This window comes from Streptomyces sp. NPDC028305, assembly GCF_055569495.1.
The window spans coordinates 1,422,359-1,445,779 of the sequence record NZ_JBVHTN010000001.1 but is presented as its reverse complement, the minus strand read 5'-3'; the positions used below and the strand labels follow the sequence as shown (position 1 = coordinate 1,445,779).

Here is a 23,421-nt window from a genome sequence, read left to right as displayed (position 1 = left end):
CGCTTGGCTGTTGAGTTGGCTGTCGTGGACGTTCGGGATGATCGGGAAGCCGCCTCGGAAGCAAGGATTGACCACGCTAGGCAGCGGAAACTACCGTCGTCAATAACGGCATCGTTCCGGCATCTGTCCCGACGTCCCGGCATTCAGGCCGGCTCATTCCCTCTGGCCAATGGTCCAGCCCTCCGTTGTGTATTGGGGCTCGATATGGACGTCTCCTTTCTGGGTGGCCCACAGCCGCAGCGCGGTGTGGGTGTCGTAGCACCATTCGATTTCGCTCTCGACCGTGAGCTGTGGCGCTGGGTGCCCGACCAGGTCTCCTTGCATCTGACCCGCACTCCGTTCGTTCCGGTCGAGGTGAGTCTCGATCTGGCGCGGCTCGTCAGCGAGCACGAGACCCTGCACGAGGCGGTGCGCGCCCTGTGCGCGATCGCGCCCGAGGTGGTGGCGTACGCCTGCACGTCGGGCAGCTTCGTCGGCGGCGTGGCCGGTGAGCGCGCGATGTGCGCGGCGATGACGCAGGCGGGCGAGATGCCGTCGCTCACCACGTCGGGTGCGCTGCTCGGCGCGCTGCGGGAGATCGGCGCGCGGCGCATCGCCGTGGTGACGCCCTATACGAAGTCGGTGACCGACTCCCTGGAGGAGTATCTGGGCGAGGCCGGGATCACCGTGACCGGGCGGGCGTACCTCGGGCTGACCAGGCACATCTGGAAGGTGCCGTACCGCGATGTGGTCGACATGGCGCGGCAGGCGGTGGTCGGCGCGGCCGACGCGCTCTTCATCAGCTGCACCAACCTCCCCACGTACGACGTGATCCCGCAGCTGGAGGCCGAGCTGCGGATGCCCGTCCTGTCGGCGAACCAGGTCACGATGTGGGCGGCGCTGCGGGCGATCGGCGAGCGGGCGGTGGGGCCGTATCAGGCCCTGCTGGACCCGGCGGCGCGGCGCGGCCCGGCCGGTATGGCGGGGATGGATCACTTCGTCGGGCCGGTGGAGCCCGTGGTGATCCCTTCCGTGCCGCTGGTCGACCCCGCTCCGTCCCTGCCCCTGCCGGAGCCCGAGGCGGCGCTGGCCGGGCCGCCGCAGGGGCCGGACGGTGATCCGGGCGAGGGGCTGGATCCGGCGTTCGGCTCCGGGACGGGGGACGGCCCGTACCTGGACGAGTCGGGAGGTGCTCCGCCGGCGATGTGAGGGAACGCGATGGGCGGCCGCGGTGTATGAGAAGTGACAGGCGACGGGGCGGCGCTCGCGGGGGCCGCCGGAGGGAGGCAGCCATGGTGGATCCGGTGATGGACGCAGCTGTGGACGGGGCGGCGAGCGGCCCGGCGGGCGATGCGGTGGGCTTTCTGTATCCGGGATATTCCGCGGAGGACGAGTATCCGCGGCTCGAAGCCATCCTGGGCGCCGGGGTCCGGCTCCCTCTCGTCCATACCGACATCGGCGAGGACGCCCATCGTGTGGACGCCCTGCTGGAGATGGGGGCGGCCGCGCGCCTCGCCGCCGGGGTGGGGGAGCTGAAGGCGCGCGGCGCCCGGGCCGTGGTCTGGGCCTGCACGAGCGCCAGCTTCGTCTTCGGCTGGGACGGCGCGCATGAGCAGGTGCGCGAGCTGTCGGAGACGGCGGGCCTGCCCGCCTCCAGCACCTCCTTCGCCTTCGCGCATGCCGTGCGGGCGCTGGGCGCCGAGCGGGTCGCGATCGCCGCGACCTATCCGGCGGATGTCGCGGATCACTTCAGGGCCTTCCTCAAGGAGGCGGGGGCGGAGGTCGTGGCGATGCGCGGCAGCGGCATCATCACCGCGGCCGAGGTCGGCACCTGGGGCCGGGAAGAGGTGCTGCACCTGGCCCACGCGGGCGATCACCCCGACGCCCAGGCGGTGCTGCTGCCGGACACCGCCCTGCACACCGCCGCCTGGATACCCGATCTGGAGGAGGCGCTGGGCAAGCCGGTGCTCACGGCGAACCAGGTCACGGTCTGGGAGGGGCTGCGGCTGCTCGGCCGGGAGGTGTCCTCTGACCGGCTCGGGGCGCTCTTCCGCCCCGCGGGAGTCACGGGGGAGGAGAGGAAATGAAGCCGTGGGAATAAAGCGGAGCCATTCTCCGGTTGGCTGTGTCCGGTGCGGTGTGACGCACGCAGAGCAACGCGGACAGAGCGACCAGGGAGGCGGGCCACCGTGGCCGACCAGCAGGACGGGCAGGACCGGCAGGACGGGCAGGACCGGCAGAGCGAGCAGAACCGGCTCCACGGCGAACAGGGCGGGCAGACCGACCAGGCCGGGCGTGACGCCCGGCATGAGCAGGGCGGGGCGGGGGATCACGGCGTCCACGCCGCTCCCCGGGGCAGTGCGCCCATCCCGCTGTCGGTGCTGGACCTGGCGACCGTCGGCAGCGGGCTGACCGCCACGCAGGCGCTGCGGAGCAGCGTCGAGCTCGCCAGGCTCGCCGAGCGGCGGGGCTTCCACCGGTTCTGGGTGGCCGAGCACCACTCCATGCCCGGGGTCGCCAGCTCCTCCCCGGCGGTGATCCTGGCCCATCTGGCCGCGCACACGGAGCGGATCCGGCTCGGCTCCGGCGGGGTCATGCTGCCCAACCACGCGCCGCTGGTCATCGCCGAGCAGTTCGGGACGCTGGAGGCCCTGGCGCCGGGGCGGGTGGACCTGGGCCTGGGACGGGCGCCCGGGACCGACGGGGCCACGGCCGCCGCGCTGCGCCGCACCGACCGGCTGCACGAGGGCGCCGACGACTTCCCGCAGCTCCTCGCCGAACTGCTCCGATTCCTCGACGACGACTTCCCGGACGGCCACCGCTACGCGCGCATCCACGCGGTCCCCGGGCCGGTGCAGGGCACGGTGCCCGGCGGGGTGCAGTCCGCCGACCGGCCCTCGGTGTGGCTGCTGGGGTCCAGCGGCTTCAGCGCCCGGCTCGCCGGGGCGCTCGGCCTGCCGTTCTCCTTCGCCCACCACTTCTCCGCCGCGAACACCATCCCCGCGCTCGACCTCTACCGCGAGTCCTTCCGGCCGTCCGCGGTCCTCGACCGGCCGTATGCCTCGATCGGGGTCTCGGCGTTCGCGGCCGAGGACGAGAAGGAGGCGCGCCGCCAGGTCCTCACCGGCGCGCTGTCGATGGTGCGGCTGCGCACCGGGCGGCCGGGCCTTGTGCCCACCCCGGAGGAGGCGGAGGCCTATGAGTTCAATGTCATCGAGGAGGACTTCGTCAACAGCTGGCTGACGAACGTGGTGTACGGCACCCCGGAGGCGGTGCGCGACGGACTCGACGGGCTGATCAAGAGGACCGGTGTGGACGAGATCAAGATAACCACCACGGCCCATGGCCCCGAGGCCAAGCTGCGCTCGTACGAGCTGATCGCCGACGCCTACGATCTGCCGACGGCGGCAGCCTGACCTGTACGGGCCCCACCGGGCCGGGACCGCCGGGCCGGGCCGGGCCCGGCCCCGCCCGTTACGGCGCGCCCGTGGCCGCCGGATGGCCGCCGATCATGGCGGAGATCTGTTCCGGCGGCACCGGGCGGGAGTAGAACCAGCCCTGCCCGGTGTCGCAGCCGATCCGCGCCAGCCGCTCCGCCTGCTCGGCGCTTTCCACACACTCGGCGGTCACCGTCAGGCCGAGCCGGTGCGCGAGCTCGACGAGCGCCTGGACGATCGTTTCATCGGCCGGGTTCGGGTGTTCCTCCGCCCGGAACCCCTGGACGAACGACCCGTCGAGCTTCAGCGTGGAAACCGGGAGTCGGCTGAGGTAGGCGAGGTTGGAGTAGCCCGTGCCGAAGTCGTCGATGGCGATGGCCACGCCCATCTCGCTGAGCCGCAGCAGCGCCTGCAACGGCCGCCCCGCCGACCCCATCACCGCGGACTCGGTCAGCTCCAACTCGAGCAGATGCGGCGGCAGTCCCGTCTCGGCGAGGATCGCGGCCACGTCCGCCACCAGGTCCGAGTCCCAGACCTGACGGACCGCCACATTGACGCTCACGATCAGCGGGTTGTGGGGGTGGGCCAACTGCCAGGCGCGGGCCTGCCGGCAGGCCGTCCGTAGCACCCACCGCCCCAGCGGAACGATCGCGCCGTTCTCCTCCGCGAGTGAGATGAACCGATTCGGCGACAGCCTGCCGAATCGTGGATGCTCCCACCGCACCAGCGCCTCCACACCCTTCACCACACCGTCGACCAGCCCCACCAGCGGCTGGTAGTCGAGCACGAACTCCTCCCGCTCGACCGCCGGACGAAGCGTGCTGGACAGCGCCTGTCTGGTCATCCGGTGTGCGTTGCGCTCCGGGTCGAAGAGCGTCCAGCGCGCCTTGCCGTCCTCCTTGGCCCAGTACAGCGTGGTGTCCGCGGCCTGCATCAGCCAGGTGGTGTGTGTCCCGGCGGCGGGCCGCTCCACCACGCCGATGCTGGCCGACACCGACAGCCGCTGCCCGGCCACGTCGAACGGCCGCTGGAGCGCGGCCAGCACGGACCTGGCCAGCTCGCACAGCTGCTCCGTGCCGGTGGAGTCCCGCACCAGCAGGGCGAACTCGTCGCCGCCGAGCCGCGCCACCAGGTGGCCGCCGGGCGCGGCACACTCGGTGAGCCGCTGGGCGACCGCGCCGAGGAGCCGGTCCCCGACCCGGTGGCCGAGCGTGTCGTTGATGGCCTTGAAGCCGTCGAGGTCGAGGTAGCAGAGCCCGATCCGCCCGGTGCCGCCCCGGTCGTACGCGGCGGCCTCCAGGGCGGAGGACAGCCGCTCGAAGAAGAGGTTGCGGTTGGGCAGCCGGGTCACCGGGTCGTGCATCTGAAGGTGGCGCAGCCGCCCCTGGAGGTCGCGCCGGTCGCTGATGTCGGCCATCGACAGCAGCATGCTGCAACTGTCCGGCACCGGCTCCACGGTGATCTCGGCCCACAGGGCATGGCCGTCGGGGTGTTTCAGCCGACGGGTGCAGCACAGCCGCGAGCGGCGGCCGAGCAGCACATCGCGGTACTCGCTCCAGGTGCGCGGATCCTCGCGCAGATCCGCCAGGTCGGCGGCGCTGCGCGCGATCAGCCGGGACGGCTCGGCGCCCAGCAGCGAACCGAGCGCGGGGTTGGCGTCGAGCACCACGCCCTCGCGGTCGATGACGGCCATGGGGAGCCGCGCCGCGTTGAACGCGGCCCGGTAGTCGCTCGGCGCGGGGCCGGGCGCTGTGCTCCCGGGCGGTGTGGATCCGGCCGGTGCGGCCTTGGCCGGTGTGGCTCGCTCATCGCTGGGTACCGCGTTACGTTCCGTGATCGTCGGCAGAGTCGCGCCGGGCGCGCGGCCCTGGCCGTCAGGGGATCCGCTCACCGCTCGCTCCCGCGTGGCGCTCGTCTCGTACAGGTCTGTCGTACACATCTTGTGCATGTCTCACACCGGGTGCCGGACGGGCCGTGAATGCCCGCCCGAATAGGGAGTCCCCGCTGGAAATGTGCCGATCATAGAGGCTCGTGCTCCGACAGTTCCAACAATGCGACCGCGACCAACGAAGACTTGAACAACTGTTTGGTCAAATCTGTTCGACTCTGCACGGACCAACTGACCTCACGACCGACTGTGACCGTCTGTTACGTACCCGCATCGAGGCCGATTCACTCGACCGGGCCAGCCGAACAGGGCGTACCGCGCGAATCCGCCTGAGGGTGGATGGGGTGGTCCGACTCTGTCCGGGAGGTCGACATGGGGCGTCCTCAGCTGCCCGCGGGGGTGGGGTGCCCGCCTCGGTTGCGCCGCGCCGGGGCCATGCTCACCTCGCTGAGCGCCGTGATCGCGACCACCGTGGTGTCGGGCCCCGCCATCGCCGCCGGCGCGGGCGGCCCGTGCACCCTCGAGCGCACCGGCGCCCACCACTCCGAGGGCCTGGACACCTGGAACACCAGCTACCCCCGCCCCGCGCGCACGGTCCACGCGGCCATGGTCTTCCTCGCCTTCCCCGACGCCACACCCAAGGTGACCCCCCGCCGGCTGGCCGCCGACCACATCCCCGCGACCACCGACTTCTTCCGGCGGGCGTCATACGGGCAGTTCAGGCTGCGGGTGCACCTCGCGAAGCGGTGGATCACGATGCCCGAGGCGTCCACCTCCTACGCCATAAAGCGCGACTGGAACCCCGGGCGGCGGGCCGCGTATCTGCGCGACGCCATCGCCGCCGCCGACCCCTCCATCAACTTCGCCCGCTATGACGTGGTCTATCTGGTGGCCGATCCCGACGCCCCGGGCGTGGACGCCGATGCAACAAAAGTGGTCAACTTCGAGCAGCCGCTGCGCGCGGACGGTGTCGAGCTGCGCCGGCTCGTCACCGTCTTCGAGAACCACCCGCCGGACCGGAATGTGCTGGCCCATGAGACCGGCCATGTCTTCGATCTCCCCGACCTCTACCACCGGCCGAAGAACGACGACGGCGAAGGCGACTGGGACACCTATGTCGGGGACTGGGACCTGATGGGCAGCCAGTTCGGGCTGGCGCCCGACCCCTTCGGGTGGCACAAGTGGAAGCTCGGATGGCTGCGCCCGCGCCAGGTGCAGTGTGTGCGCGCCCCCGGCGCGACCCTGCACACCCTCGAACCCCTCGGCGCGCCCATGGCGCCCGGCGGCCCGGCCGCCGACAGCCGCACCCGCCTCCTCGTGGTGCGCACCGGCCCCACCACCGCGCTGGCCATCGAGGCACGCGGCTCGTACGGCAACGACGAGGACACCTGCACCGAGGGGGTGCTGGTCTACCGCGTGCGCAATGACGCCGCCTCGGGCGAAGGCCCGATCGAGGTGCTGGACGGACACCCCGGCACCGGAGCGTGCTGGAACGAGTCGGTCTACCCCGAGCTCGCCGACGCCACCCTGGGCGTCGGCGAGACCCTGTCCACGCGGCGGGACCATGTGCGCGTGACCGTCACCGGTCGCACCACGGATGGCGGCTGGACCGTCGAGGTCGACCGCGAGACGCGGCCGACCTGAGCCGACGCGAGCCGCGAGAGCGGGAGACACACCGCCTCACCTGGTGTGCGTACTCTTCCGGTACGCGGACGCCGCGTAGGCGCCGAACGCCGCGAACCATCCCGCCAGGACCACCACCGCTCCGAGCGCCGGCAGCGCGCCCTCGGACACATCCCACCCCAGCTGCGCGAAGCGGTTGGTGGGTGTCCACTCGGCGATCGAGCCGAACCAGTGCGGGAAGGCGCTCAGCGGAATCCACAGCCCGCCGATGATGGACAGCCCCATGCTGGCCGCCATGTTGACCATCCCCGTGCTCTGGGCGGACAGCCGATAGCCGTTGCCGAGGCCCAGCAGCGTGAACGGCAGCGTGCCCAGCCACAACACCACCACCAGGGCGAGCGCCCGCAGGACCGGCATCCGCACCCCGTTGACCAGGAAACCGGCCGTCAGCACCGCCACGATCGACGGCAGCACCACCAGCGAGCCGGTCACCGCCCGCGCCCCCACCACCTGGAGGGGTGTCAGTGGGGTGATCCGCAGCTGGCGCAGCCAGCCGCGCCCCCGGTCCTCCGCCACCCCCGTGCCGTTCGCCAGGGCCGCGCCGAGCGCGCCGTACGCCGCCATCCCGATCATCGACGCGGTGTTCGAGGCGTCCCGGTCGCCGTCCCCACCGCCGACGTTGGTGAACAGCAGATACATCACCACAGGCAGGGCGACCCCGAAGATCAGGAACGCGAGGTCCCGGGTCGACCTGCGCAGCTCCAGCGCGATGGATGTCAGCATCAGACCATCGCCTCCTCTCGGTCCTCGTGGCCGTCCCGGCCGTCCATGTCGTCTGCGCTGACCGCGCCGTCCGCGCCGTCCGTGTCGTCCGCGCCGGTGGTGAGCGCGACGAAGGCGTCCTCCAGCCGGGACACCCGAACCTCCAGATTCCGCACATCACCGCGCTCGGCGAGCGCCAGTACCGTCGCGTCCGAATCGGCGCTGCGCAGATACGCCCGGCTGCGCCGGATCTCGACGCTCGTCACCCCCGGCAGCTGCTCCAGCCCCTCGGAGGAGCGGTCCCCCAGGTCGAAGGCGACCACATTGCCGCCCACCGTCCGCTTGATCTCCTCACCGGTGCCGTCCGCCACCTTGCGGCCCTTGTCGATCACCACGATCCGGTCGGCGTTCTCATCGGCCTCCTCCAGATAGTGGGTGGAGAACAGGACCGTGTTCCCCCGGGCCGCGTAGCCGCGCATCGCCGCCCAGAACTCCCGGCGGGCGCTGACGTCAAGCGCCGCCGTCGGCTCGTCGAGCACCACCAGCTCCGGGCCGCCCGCCATGGCGAGCGCGAACCGCAGCCGCTGCGCCTGCCCGCCGGAGAGCCGGTCCGCGCGCCGCTCCGCGAGGTGGGTCAGCCCCGCCAGCTCCAGCGTCTCGGCCACGGGCAGCGGCCTCGGGTAGGTGCCGGCCACAAAGGCGACCAGCTCACGGACGGTCACCCGGGTGATCAGCGCACCCTCCTGAAGCATCGCCCCGATCCGCCCCGAGCGGACCGCCGCCTCCGGAGCGCCGCCGAACAGCCGCACCCGGCCCTCGCTCGGCGGCAGCAGGCCGAGCAGTATCCCGATCGAGGTGGACTTGCCCGCGCCATTGCGGCCCAGCAGGGCGATCGACTCGCCGCGCCGGATGGTCAGGTCGATGCCCTTCACCGCGCGCACCGCGCCGTAGTGCTTCGCCACCCCGGCGAACTCCACCACGGGCGTGTCCGCCGCTGTCATCGCTGTGCTCGTGCTCGTCATGAAAGAGACGCTACGGAACGCCACCGTGCCCGCGGCAGTGTCGTCAGTCCGCAGTCTCACAGGACAAATGTCATGACCGGAGGGGTGATCTGCTCAGCTTCTCCGCTTGTCCTATGACCTGTTGTCCTATCACCTGCCCAGGCTCGAGCAGGCTTCGAGCCGCCACCCCGAGACTCCCTGCGAGCCGCCGCCCCGCTGCCTCGACACCTCGATGCCCCCTACGCCGAGGCGGCGGGGCGGTGTCGGGCCGGTGGTCCCGTGCGGCGCTGGGGAGTTGAGAATGCACCATCCAACGAACAGGGCGAACAGGGCGAACATGGCCGAGGCCCTGATGGACCGGGCCATGCTGTGCGCCGCCGACGAGGCGCTGGCGCACCCGGCCGAAGGCGGCGGCGAACAGCGGATCACCTACGCCGCGCTCGACGCCCGCGCCCGCGCCGTGGCGGCCCGGCTCCGGGACCGCGACGCGCCCGGCCGCCGGGTGCTGATCGCCCTCGACCCCGGACCGCACGCGGCGGCCGCACTGCTCGGCTGCCTCTACGCGGGGGCCGTCGCCGTGCCCGTCCCCGCCCCGACCGCCTCGCGCACCGAGGCGGAGCGCTTCGCGGCCATCGCCAAGGACGCCGCCGTGGACCTGGCGCTGACCGAGACGGCACACGCCACGGAGACCTCCCGCAGGCTCTCCCTCGTCGGCCGCACCGGCATCACCTGCCTGGCCGTGGACGGCCTCCGGCCGGACACAGCCACACACGACCACGACACCACAGGTGCCACCGCGCCCGACCCCACGCCCGTGCGCATCACCCCCGACAGCCTCGCCCTCCTCGCCTACGACACCGGCCCGGCCACCGCCCCGCGCGGCGCGCTGATCACCCACGGCAACCTCCTCGCCGCCATGCCCGCGCTGCGCCGCGCGCTGGGCACCGGCCCCCGCTCCCGGATCGGCGGCTGGCTGCCGAGCCACCACACCTCCGGCCTCATCGGCCAGCTGCTGCACCCGCTGTGGCTGGGCGCCACCGCCGTACCGCTGCCCGTACAGCCGCACCTCGCCGACCCCGTCGCCTGGCTGTGGGCCCTCGCCCGCCACCGCATCACCGAGACCGTCGCCCCCGACACCTGCTACGCCCGCTGCGCCGCCGAGGCCACCGACGAGCAGCTGGCCGGGCTCGACCTGTCCCGCCTCCGTACGGCGCTCAACGCCGCCGAGCCGGTCTCGGCCGCGACCGCCGAGGCCTTCCAGCGCCGCTGCGCCGCCGCCGGGCTGCACCCCGGCACCCTGGTCGCCGGATACGCCCCGGCGCAGGCGGCGCCGCTGCTCACCGCGGAGGGCCGGGGCCCGGTCCCCGGCCTGGACCTCCGCGTCGTCGACCCGTCGAACCGCGCCCCGCAGCCCGACGGCGTGGTCGGCGAGATCTGGGTGCGCGGCCCCGCCGTGGGGACCGGTCACTGGGGCCACCCGCGCGACACCGACACCGCGATGGGCGGGTTTCTGCGCACCGGCGACCTCGGCCTCGCGCGGGACGGGGAGATCCGGATGACGGGCCGGACCCAGGAAGGCCACCCGGCCGACAGCCTCATGGTGGACGGGAGGGCCCTGCACCCGCAGGACGTCGAGCGCGAACTGCTGCGCTGTGGCAGGCCCTTGGGTTCCGCCCGGGTGTTCTGCGCGGGGCCGGGCGCCGGGCCCCTGGTGGTGGTGCAGGAGGTCCGTACGGCGGGCGGCTCGCACGCCGTGCTCTCCCGGCTGGCCAGGCGGATCCGCGAGCGCGTGGCGGAGGAGTTCGGCGCCGCCACGGGCGCGGTGCTGCTCGTGCGCCCCGGCACGGTCCGTCGTGCCGGGTCCCACAAGGTGCCCCGCGCCACGCTCCGCGAGCTGTATCTGCGGGGGGAAGTCAGGCCGTTGTACCGCGACTTGGCGCCCCGTCGACGCGAGCCCGCGGCCGGCCCCGCCGCACTCGCCACATCGACCGAATCCGCCGGGGGCGTGGCGTGAGCGCGGACGGCGCACCCGTGCCGCCCCTGGCGCTGACCGGGCCCGACGGCCCCTGGCACCCGGTGCGCGAGGCCTTCGCCGCGCACGGCCGGGCCGTCGTCCACAGCCGGTGGCGGGAATGGCCTCCGGCCGGTCCCCAGGGCCCGGCGCTCGACGCCCGCGACCGGCGGCGCCTGCGCACCCTGCCCCGCCCGGCGGCCCGCGGGCGCTTCGTGGCCTCGCGCCTGCTGCTGAAACACCTGGTCGCGGCGGTGTCGGACACCACGGCCGAGGCGGTGTGCCTCGCGTACGAGTCGGGTGGGCGGCCGTACGCGGTCCGCCCAGGGGGGTATCGCGTGGAGATCAGCCTCAGCCACACCGGGGACCTGCTCGTGGCGGGCGTCAGCCGGCGCGGCCGCATCGGCGTGGACGTCGAGGCGGCCGGGCGGCCGATGTGCTACGACGACGTGGGCCCGCGGCTGTGCGCCCCCGCCGAGCGCGCGGCACTGGCCGGACTCGCCGAACCCGAGCGTGAGCGGGCGCTGCTGCGGCTGTGGACATTGAAGGAGGCCTATACAAAAGCGCTGGGGCGCGGAATGCGACTGGCATTCGCCGAATTCGAGTTCGAGGCCATGGTGTCGCGCGGTGGATGGCGCTTCATGGTCTCCGAAGTGAGCGGCGGCGAAAAGGAAAACGGCCATCTGGTGAGTGCGGTATGGCGCCAGCACGCGTGTTCGGTGGGCGGATTCGGCCGAGAATTGGTGGAGCGGCCGGGGGGATTTGGGAATAATCGTATGCGGGCAGACGGCGGGGGATGAGCAAGCAGGGGCAGGGGCGACGTGGTCAGAGTGCTGATAGCCGAAGACATGCACATGCTGCGCAAGGCACTTGTCGCCCTGCTCGAATTCGAACCGGATATCGAGGTCGTCGCCGAGTTCTCGAGCGGTGCCGAAATCCTGCCGCGTGCGAAGGAGCTCCGCCCGGATGTCGCGGTCCTCGACATCGACCTCCCCGGCATGGACGGACTGACCGCCGCCGCCGAGTTGCACACCGCGGTGCCCGAGTGTCGGACGATGATGCTCACGAGCCTGGGCAGACCCGGCAATCTGCGCCGCGCCCTGGCCGCCCATGTCTCGGGCTTTCTGCTCAAGGACAGCACCCCGGACAAGCTGTGCGACGCCATCCGGGCGGTCGCGAAGGGCGAGCGGGTCATCGACCCGCAGCTCGTCCTCGCCGCCCTGGACGACAAGCCGCAGCCGCTGACCCCGCGCGAGCTGGAGGTGCTGCTGCTGGCCTCCCAGGGGGAGGGCTCCGCGCAGATCGCGGCCCGGCTCTATCTGTCGGTGGGGACGGTGCGCAACTATCTGACGTCCGTCGTCACCAAACTGAACGCGCGGAACCGGGTCGACGCCATCCGCATCGCCCGCGAGGCCGGCTGGCTGTAGCCGTCACGCCGTCACGCCGTCATACCTCCATACGTCGTCGGTGGGGCGGGCCGCCCCACCGACGACGTCGTACCGCTCACCGCTCACCGCCGCACCGTGCAGCCGTACTCGTCCTCCGTGCCCCGCTCACGCCCCTCCGGCGCCGCCTCCACGGGCAGTTCGAGCTCGGCCCGCAGCTCGAACCAGCCATCGTCGCGTACGCGCGCGCTCAGCCGCCCGCCCAGATGCTCCAGCCGGACCTTGAGGTTGCCGATCCCGCTGCCGCCGTCCGACCGGTCGGAGCTGTCGGCGCGCAGAATGGTCGAGGGCTTGCCCACCCCGTCGTTGGCGAGCGTCAGTCGGACGGTGCGGTCCGTGCGCCGCGCCTCGATCGTGCAGTGCTCCGCCTTGCTGTGGCGCAGCACGTTGGTCAGCCCTTCCCGCAACACGCTCGCCAGCACGGTGTCCACCAGACCGGGCAGCTCCCCGCAGTCGACCTCCGCGGTGGTGTCGATGCCGACGGCGGCCAGCATCGACTTGGCCGTGCCGGCCTCCGCGGACAGCGACATCTTGCGGTATCCGCTGGCCACCGCCCGTACGTCCGCGAGCGCCTGGCGCGAGGTCTGAAGGATCTCGGACAGCTCCTGCTGGGCGCGGGAGTTCTCCGGGGGCACCAGGCGGTGGACCAGCTCGCACTTGAGGGTGATGGTGGACAGGCTGTAGCCGAGCAGGTCGTGCAGATCGCGGGCGAACCGCAGCCGCTCCTGGGCCACCGCCAGACGGGCCAGCTCGGCTCGTGACCGGGACACCTCGGCGACCAGCCCGGACAGCCGGGAGAGGCCGAAGACCACCAGCCCGGTCAGGGCGGTGGAGACGGTCGTGTATGCCACCTCGCCCCACCCGAACCCCACCTGGAACAGCAGCACATCGGTGCACCCCATGATGGCGGCGAAGGCCACCCAGGACAGCGGGGGCGGCAGCACCAGCAGCGAGGAGCCCGCCAGAAACCCCGGCATGCCGAGCCAGGCGTGTTTGAAGACCGCGAAGGGGAGGAAGGTCAGCAGCGCCTGGAGCCCCAGCGTCCAGTGCCGGGCCCCGCTGAGCCGGGGCGCGAGCCCGGGGAAGGAGTGCGTCAGCTGGAGCCCCAGCAGGGCGGCCAGCACCGGGAGCAGCGCCAGCATCAACAGCGCCGCGTCCAGGGCCCGTCCGGACGGGCGCGCGTCGACCACGTAGGTGACCGCGACACAGAAGTAGCCCACGAGCACGACCGCCGTGATCACCACGGCCAGGCGCGGCGCGAGATCGTCGCGGTAACGAGCCGGGTCGTTCCCGGCTGCGTCGGGCAAGGGGGTCCCCTGCACTCGTCCTCCGGATGGTCGAGCCGGATTGGGTGGCTTGCCCGAGAGTATCCGAACTTTTCCAGGGGTGGAGAGACGGCGTAGGAGGCTGACGGTGCACAAAGGGTTACTGGAGCTCACGGCCGATCACAAGGGTTTACAGAAAGAGCGGGACGGGGTTGAGGTCGTGGTACGGGGTGGGTTCTTTCAGCCGCCCCAGGGTCACCGGCGCTTGGAAGAGCCGGCCGGGCGCGAAGCGGGCCCAGTGCGGGCGCAGTCCGGGCACCAGCACCTTCGCCACGGGCAGCCCGACATCCGGCCGGGTCTGGTCGAGTACGAGCAGCTCCATGCCGAGCCCGCGGACCAACTCGGCTATGTGGCACAGGGGATCGCGGGGCAGGGGCGACGGACCGGATATGTCCGCGCCTTCCGCCACCGCCCCTGACGGGGCCAGGTAGGGCTGGTTGGCGAGGGTCGCGGTGTGGAACCAGCGCAGCGCTTCGAGGTCGGCCGTCGCGCCGTACCCGCCGCCGTCGGCGCGGGCCTCGACCACGGGCGGCAGCATCTGGTTGAGCTCGGCCAGCGCGTGGCGCAGGGCGGTGTGCCGGTCGAAGTGGGCGCCGAAGCCCAGGGTGATGTCCTCGGCGGGCTTGTCGTGGCGGCGGGACACGGCCGCCACCACCGGGATGCCGAGGTCGGAGGTCAGGTCGAGCGCCCACACCTCGCGCCGCAGTTCGCCGTGGACGCGGCGCAGTTCGGCGATCCACGGGTCGTGGTAGGCGTCGAGGTCGAGCGCCGGCTGGCGGGTGCGGTTGTACCACCACAGGGCCACCGCGTCCCGCTCCACCAGCTCCAGGAAGCCGCGCAGCGCCGCGTCGGCCAGACCGCCCCCGGCGGCGGCGCCGTTGGAGTCGGCCCGGCAGTAGCGCCGCCCCGGCGGCTGGGGTGCGCCGTAGTACAGCAGGGCGGTGGGCAGCATCCGGTGGCGCTGTGCGGTGAGCGACCACATCGGCGTCCAGTCGAGCTCCGCCCCCTCGTCGAACGGATCGCAGACCCGGTGGCGCGCGGAGGTGCCCCGGTCGTGGAACTGTCTCGGGTCGAAGAGCTGCACCGCGTCGGGGTGTACGGCGTCCTCGGGGTCCAGGTCGCGGTAGCGGGCGCGAAGGCGGGGCTCGTCCCCCTGGAAGTGGCCGCTGTAGTGCTCCAGGGCCTCGCACAGCGCGCTCGCCTGGGCCTGCTCGGTGGTCATGCCCTTGCCGTGGGCGGCGGTGTGCAGCCCGGCCCGTATGACGTCGAGGCCGGGGGGCGCGCCGGGGCCGGAGCGCGCGCCGGGCGCGTCGGTGGCGTTGGCGGCGTGCACGTTGGCGTACGAAGGGTGCCTGGCGTGGAAGCAGTTGAGGAAGGCGGGCCCGCGCGGGTCCCGGCGGATCTCGCTCACCAGCCCGGTCACGGGGCTGATCAGATGCCCGTACGTCTCCATGATCCGCCGCGCGGGGATCTCGGCGAACTGCTCCGGGGGCGCGGCCGCGGGCGGTGGCATGGGCGTCCGTATCCGGGTCGCGACCAGCCGTGGGTCCCCGCAGGCGGGGCACTGCGGGCGGCGGCTCACCGCGTGGTGTTCCAGGGCGGAGGTGAGGGTGTCCAGGGTGCACAGCGCCCGCTGTCCCGGGTGGCGGTGCCCGGCCAGCCAGCCGGCCGCCTCCAGCGCGGCCAGCTGGAGCGCGGCCGCGCGGCTGGCGGCCAGCGACGCGGGCGGGAGCGGCACCGGGCCCTGGCGGCCGAGTCTGCGCTGGACGTGCGCCTCCGCCTGTCTCCGCCGCCACAGCCGGTCGGCCAGGCAGGACCAGCACGGGTCGTCCGGTCCGCCCAGGAACGGGCCGATCCACGCCGTCGTGCCGACGGGCTTGACCGGCAGCCAGCGGCGGCCGGCCGCCCGGTGCTCGGCGTCGAGCGCCGAGAGGCGTTGATCGAGGTAGTCGTCGCACACCACAAGAGTGAGATGCGCGTCGCTGTGTTGACGCTTGTCGATTTGACATGACCCGTCCTCGTCCAGTGCGCGGATGCCGGCCGCCCGCAGCGCCTGGACGGCCTCGTCCCGGCCCGTGCAGCCGAGGGCCACGGGCGTCACGGCGGCGGCCCGCAGGGCGGCGGCGCAGGGCCTCCTCGGGAGGGCGAGGGGGGCCATGGCGGGGGCGGTGGTCACCCCGGCCAGCCCCCAGTACGCGTCCTCGGGGCGCGGGTGGCGCCCGCGCTCGCACACCAGGCCCGCCTCGCACAGCCGGGCGATGACGCGCTCGACCTGTGCGGCGGCGGTCCGCACCGCGCTGTCGACGACGCCGGTGACACCTGTGACGCCTGTGGTGCCGGCGGTACCGGTGGCACCGGTGACGTCCATGGCCCCGGCGGCGTCAGCGGCTTCCGTGACGCCGGCCGCGCCGGTGCGCACGGCGGCCTCGGCGAGGATGCGCTCCAGGTCCCTGGACCCGTCGAGCAGCGGCGCGAGCGTCTCGACCGTCCGCCCGTGCAGCGCCGTGACGCCGCGCTCCGAGACGAGATAGACGGCCTCTCCCGGGACCCGCTCGACCCGCAGATGCGGGGAGAAGCCCAATGTGCCCATCAGCAGACGCTGATGGTGCAGATGCAGATTCCCGGCGCGGGCGCCGGCCAGGGGTCGGCGAAGAGGTCCTCGATGACCAGATCGTCGGCGACGGGGAGCTGGCCGCCCGGGTCGGCGCTGCTCGGGCCCGTGGCGTACCGGGCCGGGGGGCTCGCGGGGAGCATGGATGTTTTGGTCATTGGGGGCTCTCCTCGGGGTAAGAGGCGGTCCTGGCAAGGAGTCTGCGGTGACGGATCCATGGCTTGCCAGTGCTTATGTCATAACCAGGGTGTGAACTTGTCATGACCTCCGCCTCGCAGGACTCATGGGCAGTTCGGGAGTCCGGCACTGGCCGCGTCCACGGCCCGCACGCGAGGCTTCTACGTGTCTCAATGGCAAGGCCGCGCGGCCAACGAGGCACCTGGCGGACCGTCTGACGGAGGTGTACAGGACCATGGACATCAAGGTGTTGGGGCCACTGAGCGTCGAGGCCTGCGGTCAGTCGATCGTGCCCAGCGCGGGCAAGCCGCGGCAGATCCTTGCACTGCTTTCGGTCTACGCCAACCAGATGCTCCCGGTGCCCACACTTATGGAGGAAATCTGGGGCGCGCAGATGCCGCGCAGCGCACTGACCACCTTGCAGACGTACATCCTCCAGCTGCGGCGGAGACTGGCCGCGGCGTACGGTCCCCAGGCGCCCGAGGCGTCGAAGAACGTGCTGGCCACGCGGTACGGCGGATATGTGCTGGAGGCCCAGCCGGGCGCGGTCGACATCCATGAGTACGACCGGCTGGTCGCCGCCGGGCGGGACGCGCTCGACGCGGGCGACGACGTCGAGGCGTCGTTCCTGTTCCGCGAGGCGCTGGCGGTCTGGCGCGGCCCCGCCCTGGTGGACGTGCGCGTCGGCCCGATCCTGGAGATCGAGCTGGCCCGGCTGGAGGAGAGCCGGCTGGGCGTCCTGGAGCGGCGGATCGAGGCCGACCTCCGCCTCGGCCGCCATGCCGAACTGCTCACCGAGCTTACCGAGCTGACGGCCCGACATCCGCTCCACGAGGGGCTTCACGCGCAGTGCATGGCCGCCCTGTACCGGTCCGGCCGCCCGTGGCAGGCGCTGGAGGTGTACCAGGGGCTGCGCGGCAGGCTCGTCGAGGATCTGGGGCTCGAACCCTCGCCGCGGCTCCAGAAGCTGCAACAGGCGGTGCTCGCCTCGGACCCCGCGCTCGACCTGGAGCCGAGCGCCCACTGGCGCCGTCCCGTGCTCGACCTGTTCGCCGCGTAGGGCCGGGCAGGGCCCGGCCGTACCTCCGCACCTCAGCCGCTCCACCCGTACCCCCCCCCGAACGCCCGGCGCCGCCCTTCTGCCGGGCCGGCTACGGCTCCGCTCCCCGACACCCCCCGCGCGGGAGAGCGGAGCCGTAGTGCTGTCCGGGTCCCGTACGCCCTGTCCGCGTCGGCTGGATCCAGCCGTATTCCAGGGCCTCCTGCCACGGTCCGGCGGTGAGACACACCACGAGCCAGAGGGGGCCCGCAATGCGCATCATCGACCTGTCGACACCGGTGGACGCCTCCGGCTGGGAGCCGGACCCGCTGATCCACGAGATCATGACGCCGGCCGAGGCGGCCCGCCACATGAGCGAGGAGATGCGCGAACACTTCGGCATCGAGTTCGACCCCGCCGAACTGCCGGGCCAGGAGTTGCTCTCCCTGGACACGCTCACCCTGACCAGCCACACCGGCACCCATGTCGACGCCCCCGCGCACTACGGCTCGACCGGCGCGTACGGGGTGCCCCGCACCATCGACCAGATGCCCCTGGAGTGGTTTCTGCGCCCCGCCCACGTCCTGGACATCACGGGCGTGGAGCCGGACACCCGCACCGTCGGGGTCCCGCACCTGGAGAAGGAGCTGGCCCGCATCGGCTGCCGGCCCCAGCCGCTGGACATCGTCCTGCTGCACACCGGCGCCTCCCGGCACGTCGGAACGCCCCGCTACTTCACGGAGTTCACCGGGCTCGACGGGCCCGCCACCGACTATCTGCTCGACCTCGGCGTCCGCGTCATCGGCACCGACGCGTTCAGCCTCGACGCCCCCTTCGGCGACATGATCCGCCGCTACCACGCCACCGGCGACCCCTCGGTGCTGTGGCCCGCCCACTTCGCGGGCCGCCGCCGCGAGTACTGCCAGATCGAGCGGCTGGCGGGTCTTGAGACCCTGCCGCCCACCGGATTCCGGGTCGCGTGCTTCCCCGTGAAGATCGCGGGCGCGGGCGCGGGCTGGACCCGGGCCGTGGCGCTGCTCGACGAGTGACGGACGCCCCGCCGCCCGCCGTCGGGGCGCTCCGTCCCGAGTCGAGCGGCGGTTGAGAGGCCGGCGGCACTGTCGCACGGACGGCACGGACGGCATCGAGCAGGAAGGTCGAACCGACGTGAAGCATCAGCGCGTTACCGATCGACGGGGGAGGAGGCGGGTGGCGATCACCGGCATAGGCGTGGTGGCCCCGGGCGGCGTGGGGACCAAGGAGTTCTGGTCGCTGCTGACCGAGGGCCGCACCGCCACCCGCGCCATCTCCCTCTTCGACGCCACCCGCTTCCGCTCCCGGATCGCCGCCGAGGCCGACTTCGACCCGCACCATGAGGGCCTGACGCCGCAGCAGGTGCGCCGCATGGACCGCGCCTCGCAGTTCGCGGTGGTCGCGGCCCGGGAGGCGGTGTCCGACAGCGGCATCGAGGCCGCCGGGGCGCTGGGCGGCGCCGGGTTCGACCCGTACCGGGTGGGGGTCACCGTCGGCAGCGCGGTGGGCGCCACCACCAGCCTGGACACCGAATACCGCGTGGTCAGCGACGGCGGCGCGAAGTGGCTCGTCGACTACACCTACGCGGTGCCGCACCTCTTCGACCACTTCGTGCCCAGCTCGTTCGCCGCCGAGGTCGCCTGGGCCGTGGGCGCCCAGGGCCCGGCGTCGGTGATCTCCACCGGCTGCACCTCCGGCCTCGACGCGGTCGGCCACGCCGTCGAACTCATCCGGGAGGGCAGCGCCGACGTCATGGTCGCCGGGGCCACCGACGCGCCCATCTCCCCGATCACGGTCGCCTGCTTCGACGCCATCAAGGCCACCTCGCCCCGCAACGACGACCCCGAGCACGCCTCGCGCCCCTTCGACCGCACCCGCAACGGCTTCGTCCTGGGGGAGGGCTCGGCCCTCTTCGTCCTCGAGGAGCTGTCCCTGGCGCGCCGCCGGGGCGCCCATGTCTACGCCGAGGTCGCCGGCTTCGCGTCCCGTTGCAACGCGTACCACATGACCGGGCTGCGCCCCGACGGCCGGGAGATGGCCGAGGCCATCCGCGTCGCCCTCGACGAGGCCCGGCTGCCGTCGACGGCCGTCGACTACATCAACGCGCACGGCTCCGGCACCAAGCAGAACGACCGCCATGAGACCGCCGCCTTCAAACGCGCTCTCGGCGAGCACGCCCGGGCCACGCCCATCAGCTCCATCAAGTCGATGGTCGGCCACTCGCTGGGCGCCATCGGCTCCCTGGAGATCGCCGCCAGCGCCCTGGCCATCGAACACGGTGTCGTACCGCCCACCGCCAACCTCCATGAGCCGGACCCCGAGTGCGACCTCGACTACACCCCGCTGGTCGCCCGCGAGCAGCGCATCGACACGGTGCTGAGCGTGGGGAGCGGCTTCGGCGGCTTTCAGAGCGCCATCGTGCTGGCCCGGGCGGACTCGGAGCGGTCCGAGAGGGGAGCGTGGTGAGCGCCGCGGCCGTGTTCACCGGCATCGGCGTCGCCGCGCCCAACGGCCTGTCGACCCCGGAGTGGTGGAAGGCCACCCTGAACGGCGAGAGCGGCATCCGCCCGGTCAGCCGCTTCGACGCCTCCGGCTACCCGGCCCGGCTCGCGGGCGAGGTGCCCGGCTTCGACGCCGCCGAACACATCCCGGGCCGCCTGCTGCCGCAGACCGACCACATGACCCGGCTCGCCCTGGCCGCCGCCCAGGAGGCGTTCGACGACGCGGGCACCGACCCCGCCCAGCTCCCCGAGTACTCCGCCGGGGTCGTCACCGCGAGCTCCGCGGGCGGCTTCGAGTTCGGCCAGCGCGAGCTGGAGGCGCTGTGGAGCAAGGGCGGGCAGTACGTCAGCGCGTATCAGTCCTTCGCCTGGTTCTACGCCGTCAACACCGGCCAGATCTCCATCCGGCACGGGCTGCGCGGGCCCAGCGGCGTCCTCGTCACCGAGCAGGCGGGCGGCCTCGACGCGGTGGCCCAGGCCCGCCGGCGGCTGCGCGGCAGCAGCCGGCTCATCGTCACCGGCGGCGTGGACGGGGCGATCTGCCCATGGGGCTGGACGGCACAGCTCGCGGGCGGCCGGCTGAGCCTCGCCGACGACCCCACGCGCGCCTATCTGCCCTTCGACGCCGCCGCCCGCGGCTATGTGCCGGGCGAGGGCGGGGCCATCCTGATCCTGGAGGAGGCCGCCGAGGCCCGCGCCCGCGGCGCCCGCGTCTACGGCGAACTGGCGGGCTACGCCGCCACCTTCGACGCCAGGCCGGGCAGCGAGCGCGTCGGCGGCGTCCCCGCCCTGCGCCGCGCCGTCGAACTCGCCCTGGCCGACGCCCGCCTCGCCCCCGAGGACATCGATGTGGTCTTCGCCGACGCCGCGGGCGTGCCCGACCTCGACCGGGCCGAGGCGGAGGCCGTCACCGCCGTCTTCGGGCCCCGCCGGGTGCCGGTCACCGCGCCCAAGACCATGACCGGACGGCTGTACGCGGGCGGGGCCGCCCTCGACCTCGCCGCCGCCCTGCTCGCGATCCGCGACGCCCTGATCCCGCCGACCGTCAACGTCACCCGGCTCGCCGAGGGCCTCGAACTCGACCTGGTGACCGCGGAGCCGCGCCCCCGCCCCGTACGCACCGCCCTGGTGCTGGCCCGCGGCCGCGGCGGCTTCAACGCGGCGGCCGTGGTCGCCGCGGCCCGCCCCCACTGACCGCGGCCACCAGTCGGCCCGCAGCCCCGAAGAGAGAGATGGACACGATGACACAGATGACCCGGATGACGCTGTCCGAGCTGACCACCCTGCTGCGCGAGTGCGCGGGCGAGGACGAGACCGTCGACCTCGACGGAGATGTGCTCGACACCCCCTTCACCGACCTCAACTACGACTCCCTCGCCGTGCTTCAGACCGTGGGCCGCATCGAGCGCGAGTACGGCGTCACGCTGGCCGACGACACGGTCGCCGAGGCCGTCACGCCCCGGCTGCTGCTCCAGTACGTCAACGCGGGCCTGACCGAGGCGCGCACCCGGCCCGCCCAGGCCTAGGGGGAGCCGCCGTGCGCGTACTCATCGTCGTCACCCCGATCAGCAGCCATCTGCTGCCGCTCGTCCCGCTGGTCTGGGCGCTCGCCGGGGCGGGCCATGAGGTGATCTGCGCGGGGGAGCCCGGGGCCGTGGAGGTGGCCCGCGCCGCCGGGCTGCACACCGTGGACATCGAGGCCGAGCCGCTGCCCGCCGACGCCCCGCCCCCCGCTCCGGCCCGGCGTACGGGAGGGGCGCCCGCGGCGGCGTGGGAACCCGACTGGGAGGCGCTCGCGGTCCGCTGGCGGTTCCGCGTCGGCCGGGTGATCGACGGGTATCTGAGATTCGCCCGGGAGTGGCGCCCCCACCTCGTCCTGTCGGACCCGGTCGAGTTCTGCGGGACGATCGTCGCCGGCGCCCTGGGCGTGCCGTCGGTGGTCCACCGCTGGGGCACCGACGTCCTGACCACGCTGGCCCGCGGCCCCGCCCGCGCCGCGCTGCGGTCCGTGTGCGAGCGGGTGGGGACCCCGGGCGGGCTGCTGCCCGACCCCGACCTGCTGCTCGACCCCTGCCCGCCGCTGCTGCGCCACCCCCGCGCGGCCCCGGCCAGGCCGGTGCGGTTCGTGCCGTACAACGGCCCGGGCAGCTACCCCGTCCGGGGGCCGATGGCCTCGCCGGAGCGGCGGACCATATGCGTGTCGTTCAGCTCCCGGACCATCGACAAGTCGGGGACGGCCACGCTGGCGGCGACGGCCCGGGCGTTCGAGGGGCTGGAGGGGGTGCGGGGCGTGTTCACCCTGTCCCGGGCGCGCGCCGAGGAACTGGCGCCGCTGCCCGGCAACGTACAGGTGATCGAGCCCACGCCGCTCTCGCAGCTCCTGACGCGCTGCACGGCCCTGATCCACCACGGCGGCTCCGGCACCGGGCTGACGGCTCTGCGCCACGGGCTGCCCCAGCTCGTCCTGGCCCCACCGCTGCCCAGCCTCGGCGTCTACGCCGAGCGGATCGAGGCCTGCGGCGCCGGCCGGTCGCTCGACCCCGGTGAGCAGCTGGATCCCGAGGCGATCCGTACGGCGCTGCGCGAGGTGCTGGACGACCGGTCCTACCGGGCGGCGGCGGGCCGGGTGCGCGACGAGATGGCCGCGATGCCGGCGCCCTCGGAGGTGGTCGCCGAGCTGGAGGAACTCGCCGGGGCGCGCCCCGCGCCGGCGCGCGCCGCGGCCCCGCGCGCGGCCTGAGACGCCCTGTCCTCCTGGCCGTTCCACCAGCTCGGCCGGCACCTCGTCCACAAGGCCCGCAGGGCCGCGGGGTGCCGTTCCTCGAGGTGGATGCGGCCTATACCGCACAGCGTTGTCCGCGCTGTGGGGGGGCAGTCGGGAGGGCGACGAGGTGTGAACGACCGAGCGCCCAAGCTCGGCCGTTCACGGCCGAGAAGGTGACGGACGAGCCCGTTCCGTTCCGCACCCTCACCGGCGGCGACCACGGCCGCGACATGCGGCTGCTGCCGGGCGTCGAGGCGCCCGGCGCGAGCGGGCTGGACATCCACGCCCGCGCGTGATCAGTCCAGGTCGTCGCGGTGGATCCGGCGGTCGAGCACCAGCCATCGGCCGTCCCGCCGCACCAGCAGATCCGCGCACGTAGTAGAGGCCCGCAGCGCGGACTGGCCGCCCCGCGCGGTCTCGATGACCTGGGCGTACGAGCGGACGAAGACGGTGTGCTCGTCCTTCGGTTCGAGGGAGAGCATGCCCAGCCAGTGGCGGCGCCGGATGCCACGCGCGGCGAAGTCGTCGGTGGCCCGGCGGGCGCCGGCGGCGATGGCCGGCCGGCCGGTGAACGGCTCGGGGTGGGCGTTGGCGGCGAAGACGCCGTCCTCGGCGAAGGTCTCCGCCCAGGCCTCGGCCTCGCCGTCGTCGAGCAGCTGCATCTGGCGGGCGTAGAACTGCTGGATCTCCGCATACAGCTCGGCGAGGCCGGTGGGCCGGGTGGGGCCGGTGGGCCCGGCGGGGCTTGCCGGTGCGGTGGTGGCGGGGCGTGCCGCGACGGTCATGACGGTCCCTCTCTCGCGTCCTGTGTGTCGCGCGGCAGCG

The 23,421-nt window shown here is 73.2% G+C and carries 21 protein-coding genes; 14 read left to right on the top strand and 7 right to left on the bottom strand.

Annotation, left to right across the window (positions count from 1 at the left end; translation table 11 throughout):
• Nucleotides 1-204 precede the first annotated feature (204 nt).
• The 3 genes from ACZ4WQ_RS06605 (at nucleotide 205) to ACZ4WQ_RS06595 (ending at nucleotide 3,395) form a co-directional block, all read left to right on the top strand.
• Nucleotides 205-1,188: a maleate cis-trans isomerase family protein gene (locus ACZ4WQ_RS06605; RefSeq protein ID WP_311730450.1), complete on the top strand. Its 984-nt coding sequence runs from the start codon at nucleotides 205-207 to the stop codon at nucleotides 1,186-1,188.
• A 98-nt stretch (nucleotides 1,189-1,286) separates the two neighbouring features.
• Nucleotides 1,287-2,066 (top strand): maleate cis-trans isomerase family protein, encoded by a 780-nt coding sequence (locus ACZ4WQ_RS06600; protein ID WP_468022100.1) that lies wholly within the window; start codon nucleotides 1,287-1,289, stop codon nucleotides 2,064-2,066.
• Between the two features lie 279 nt (nucleotides 2,067-2,345).
• Nucleotides 2,346-3,395 carry an LLM class flavin-dependent oxidoreductase gene (locus ACZ4WQ_RS06595; protein ID WP_398370479.1) on the top strand — a complete coding sequence of 350 codons (1,050 nt, stop codon included), beginning with the start codon at nucleotides 2,346-2,348 and terminating at the stop codon, nucleotides 3,393-3,395.
• 58 nt (nucleotides 3,396-3,453) lie between these two features.
• Here ACZ4WQ_RS06595 and ACZ4WQ_RS06590 read toward each other — a convergent pair whose 3' ends face one another.
• Complete coding sequence (locus ACZ4WQ_RS06590; RefSeq protein ID WP_385347133.1) at nucleotides 3,454-5,364, bottom strand: putative bifunctional diguanylate cyclase/phosphodiesterase; 1,911 nt, start codon at nucleotides 5,362-5,364, stop codon at nucleotides 3,454-3,456.
• Nucleotides 5,365-5,676: 312 nt separating this feature from the next.
• On the opposite strand from ACZ4WQ_RS06590, the gene ACZ4WQ_RS06585 reads away from it, so the two are divergent.
• On the top strand, nucleotides 5,677-6,948 hold the full coding sequence (locus tag ACZ4WQ_RS06585) for a M6 family metalloprotease domain-containing protein (protein WP_398369101.1): 1,272 nt from the start codon (nucleotides 5,677-5,679) through the stop codon (nucleotides 6,946-6,948).
• Between the two features lie 36 nt (nucleotides 6,949-6,984).
• Here ACZ4WQ_RS06585 and ACZ4WQ_RS06580 read toward each other — a convergent pair whose 3' ends face one another.
• Nucleotides 6,985-7,710, bottom strand: a complete 726-nt coding sequence (locus ACZ4WQ_RS06580) for an ABC transporter permease (RefSeq protein ID WP_311730447.1) — start codon at nucleotides 7,708-7,710, stop codon at nucleotides 6,985-6,987.
• A complete protein-coding gene (locus ACZ4WQ_RS06575; protein WP_311730472.1) occupies nucleotides 7,710-8,690 on the bottom strand; it encodes an ABC transporter ATP-binding protein in 981 nt (326 codons plus the stop codon). The genes ACZ4WQ_RS06580 and ACZ4WQ_RS06575 overlap by 1 nt, the downstream gene beginning before the upstream one ends.
• A gap of 301 nt (nucleotides 8,691-8,991) precedes the next feature.
• Between ACZ4WQ_RS06575 and ACZ4WQ_RS06570 the strand changes: the two genes are divergently transcribed.
• The 3 genes from ACZ4WQ_RS06570 to ACZ4WQ_RS06560 are packed head-to-tail and all read left to right on the top strand — an operon-like array spanning nucleotide 8,992 to nucleotide 12,128.
• On the top strand, nucleotides 8,992-10,704 hold the full coding sequence (locus ACZ4WQ_RS06570; RefSeq protein WP_398369104.1) for an AMP-binding protein: 1,713 nt from the start codon (nucleotides 8,992-8,994) through the stop codon (nucleotides 10,702-10,704).
• On the top strand, nucleotides 10,701-11,501 hold the full coding sequence (locus tag ACZ4WQ_RS06565; protein WP_398369106.1) for a 4'-phosphopantetheinyl transferase family protein: 801 nt from the start codon (nucleotides 10,701-10,703) through the stop codon (nucleotides 11,499-11,501). Before ACZ4WQ_RS06570 ends, ACZ4WQ_RS06565 begins: the two co-directional genes overlap by 4 nt.
• Before the next feature lie 21 nt (nucleotides 11,502-11,522).
• Nucleotides 11,523-12,128 (top strand): response regulator transcription factor, encoded by a 606-nt coding sequence (locus ACZ4WQ_RS06560; protein ID WP_311730444.1) that lies wholly within the window; start codon nucleotides 11,523-11,525, stop codon nucleotides 12,126-12,128.
• An 83-nt stretch (nucleotides 12,129-12,211) separates the two neighbouring features.
• Here the strand turns inward: ACZ4WQ_RS06560 and ACZ4WQ_RS06555 are convergent, their stop codons facing one another.
• The 3 genes from ACZ4WQ_RS06555 to ACZ4WQ_RS06545 all read right to left on the bottom strand — a co-directional run bounded on the left by ACZ4WQ_RS06555 (nucleotide 12,212) and on the right by ACZ4WQ_RS06545 (nucleotide 16,240).
• Nucleotides 12,212-13,453 carry a sensor histidine kinase gene (locus ACZ4WQ_RS06555; protein ID WP_385347125.1) on the bottom strand — a complete coding sequence of 414 codons (1,242 nt, stop codon included), beginning with the start codon at nucleotides 13,451-13,453 and terminating at the stop codon, nucleotides 12,212-12,214.
• Between the two features lie 148 nt (nucleotides 13,454-13,601).
• Complete coding sequence (locus tag ACZ4WQ_RS06550; RefSeq protein WP_398369109.1) at nucleotides 13,602-16,061, bottom strand: TOMM precursor leader peptide-binding protein; 2,460 nt, start codon at nucleotides 16,059-16,061, stop codon at nucleotides 13,602-13,604.
• Entirely contained in the window at nucleotides 16,061-16,240 is a 180-nt protein-coding gene (locus ACZ4WQ_RS06545; RefSeq protein WP_311730441.1) for a hypothetical protein, read from the bottom strand. The genes ACZ4WQ_RS06550 and ACZ4WQ_RS06545 overlap by 1 nt, the downstream gene beginning before the upstream one ends.
• 254 nt (nucleotides 16,241-16,494) lie before the next feature.
• Here ACZ4WQ_RS06545 and ACZ4WQ_RS06540 point away from each other — a divergent pair, with 254 nt between their 5' ends.
• From ACZ4WQ_RS06540 to ACZ4WQ_RS06510, 7 genes are all read left to right on the top strand, one after another.
• Nucleotides 16,495-17,319: an AfsR/SARP family transcriptional regulator gene (locus ACZ4WQ_RS06540; protein ID WP_311730440.1), complete on the top strand. Its 825-nt coding sequence runs from the start codon at nucleotides 16,495-16,497 to the stop codon at nucleotides 17,317-17,319.
• Between the two features lie 251 nt (nucleotides 17,320-17,570).
• Nucleotides 17,571-18,347: a cyclase family protein gene (locus ACZ4WQ_RS06535; RefSeq protein ID WP_311730439.1), complete on the top strand. Its 777-nt coding sequence runs from the start codon at nucleotides 17,571-17,573 to the stop codon at nucleotides 18,345-18,347.
• A gap of 160 nt (nucleotides 18,348-18,507) precedes the next feature.
• Nucleotides 18,508-19,797, top strand: coding sequence for a beta-ketoacyl-[acyl-carrier-protein] synthase family protein (locus ACZ4WQ_RS06530; protein WP_361189327.1), 1,290 nt, complete (start codon nucleotides 18,508-18,510; stop codon nucleotides 19,795-19,797).
• The gene (locus ACZ4WQ_RS06525; RefSeq protein ID WP_398369112.1) at nucleotides 19,791-21,026 is read left to right on the top strand and encodes a ketosynthase chain-length factor; all 1,236 of its coding nucleotides are present in this window, start codon (nucleotides 19,791-19,793) and stop codon (nucleotides 21,024-21,026) included. The genes ACZ4WQ_RS06530 and ACZ4WQ_RS06525 overlap by 7 nt, the downstream gene beginning before the upstream one ends.
• Before the next feature lie 47 nt (nucleotides 21,027-21,073).
• Entirely contained in the window at nucleotides 21,074-21,358 is a 285-nt protein-coding gene (locus tag ACZ4WQ_RS06520; RefSeq protein ID WP_385347116.1) for an acyl carrier protein, read from the top strand.
• 11 nt (nucleotides 21,359-21,369) lie between these two features.
• Nucleotides 21,370-22,572: a nucleotide disphospho-sugar-binding domain-containing protein gene (locus ACZ4WQ_RS06515; protein WP_398369114.1), complete on the top strand. Its 1,203-nt coding sequence runs from the start codon at nucleotides 21,370-21,372 to the stop codon at nucleotides 22,570-22,572.
• 197 nt (nucleotides 22,573-22,769) lie between these two features.
• A complete protein-coding gene (locus ACZ4WQ_RS06510; RefSeq protein WP_398369116.1) occupies nucleotides 22,770-22,892 on the top strand; it encodes a hypothetical protein in 123 nt (40 codons plus the stop codon).
• On the opposite strand, the gene ACZ4WQ_RS06505 is transcribed toward ACZ4WQ_RS06510, so the two are convergent.
• Nucleotides 22,893-23,381 (bottom strand): nuclear transport factor 2 family protein, encoded by a 489-nt coding sequence (locus ACZ4WQ_RS06505; RefSeq protein ID WP_398369118.1) that lies wholly within the window; start codon nucleotides 23,379-23,381, stop codon nucleotides 22,893-22,895.
• Between the last annotated feature and the right edge of the window lie 40 nt (nucleotides 23,382-23,421).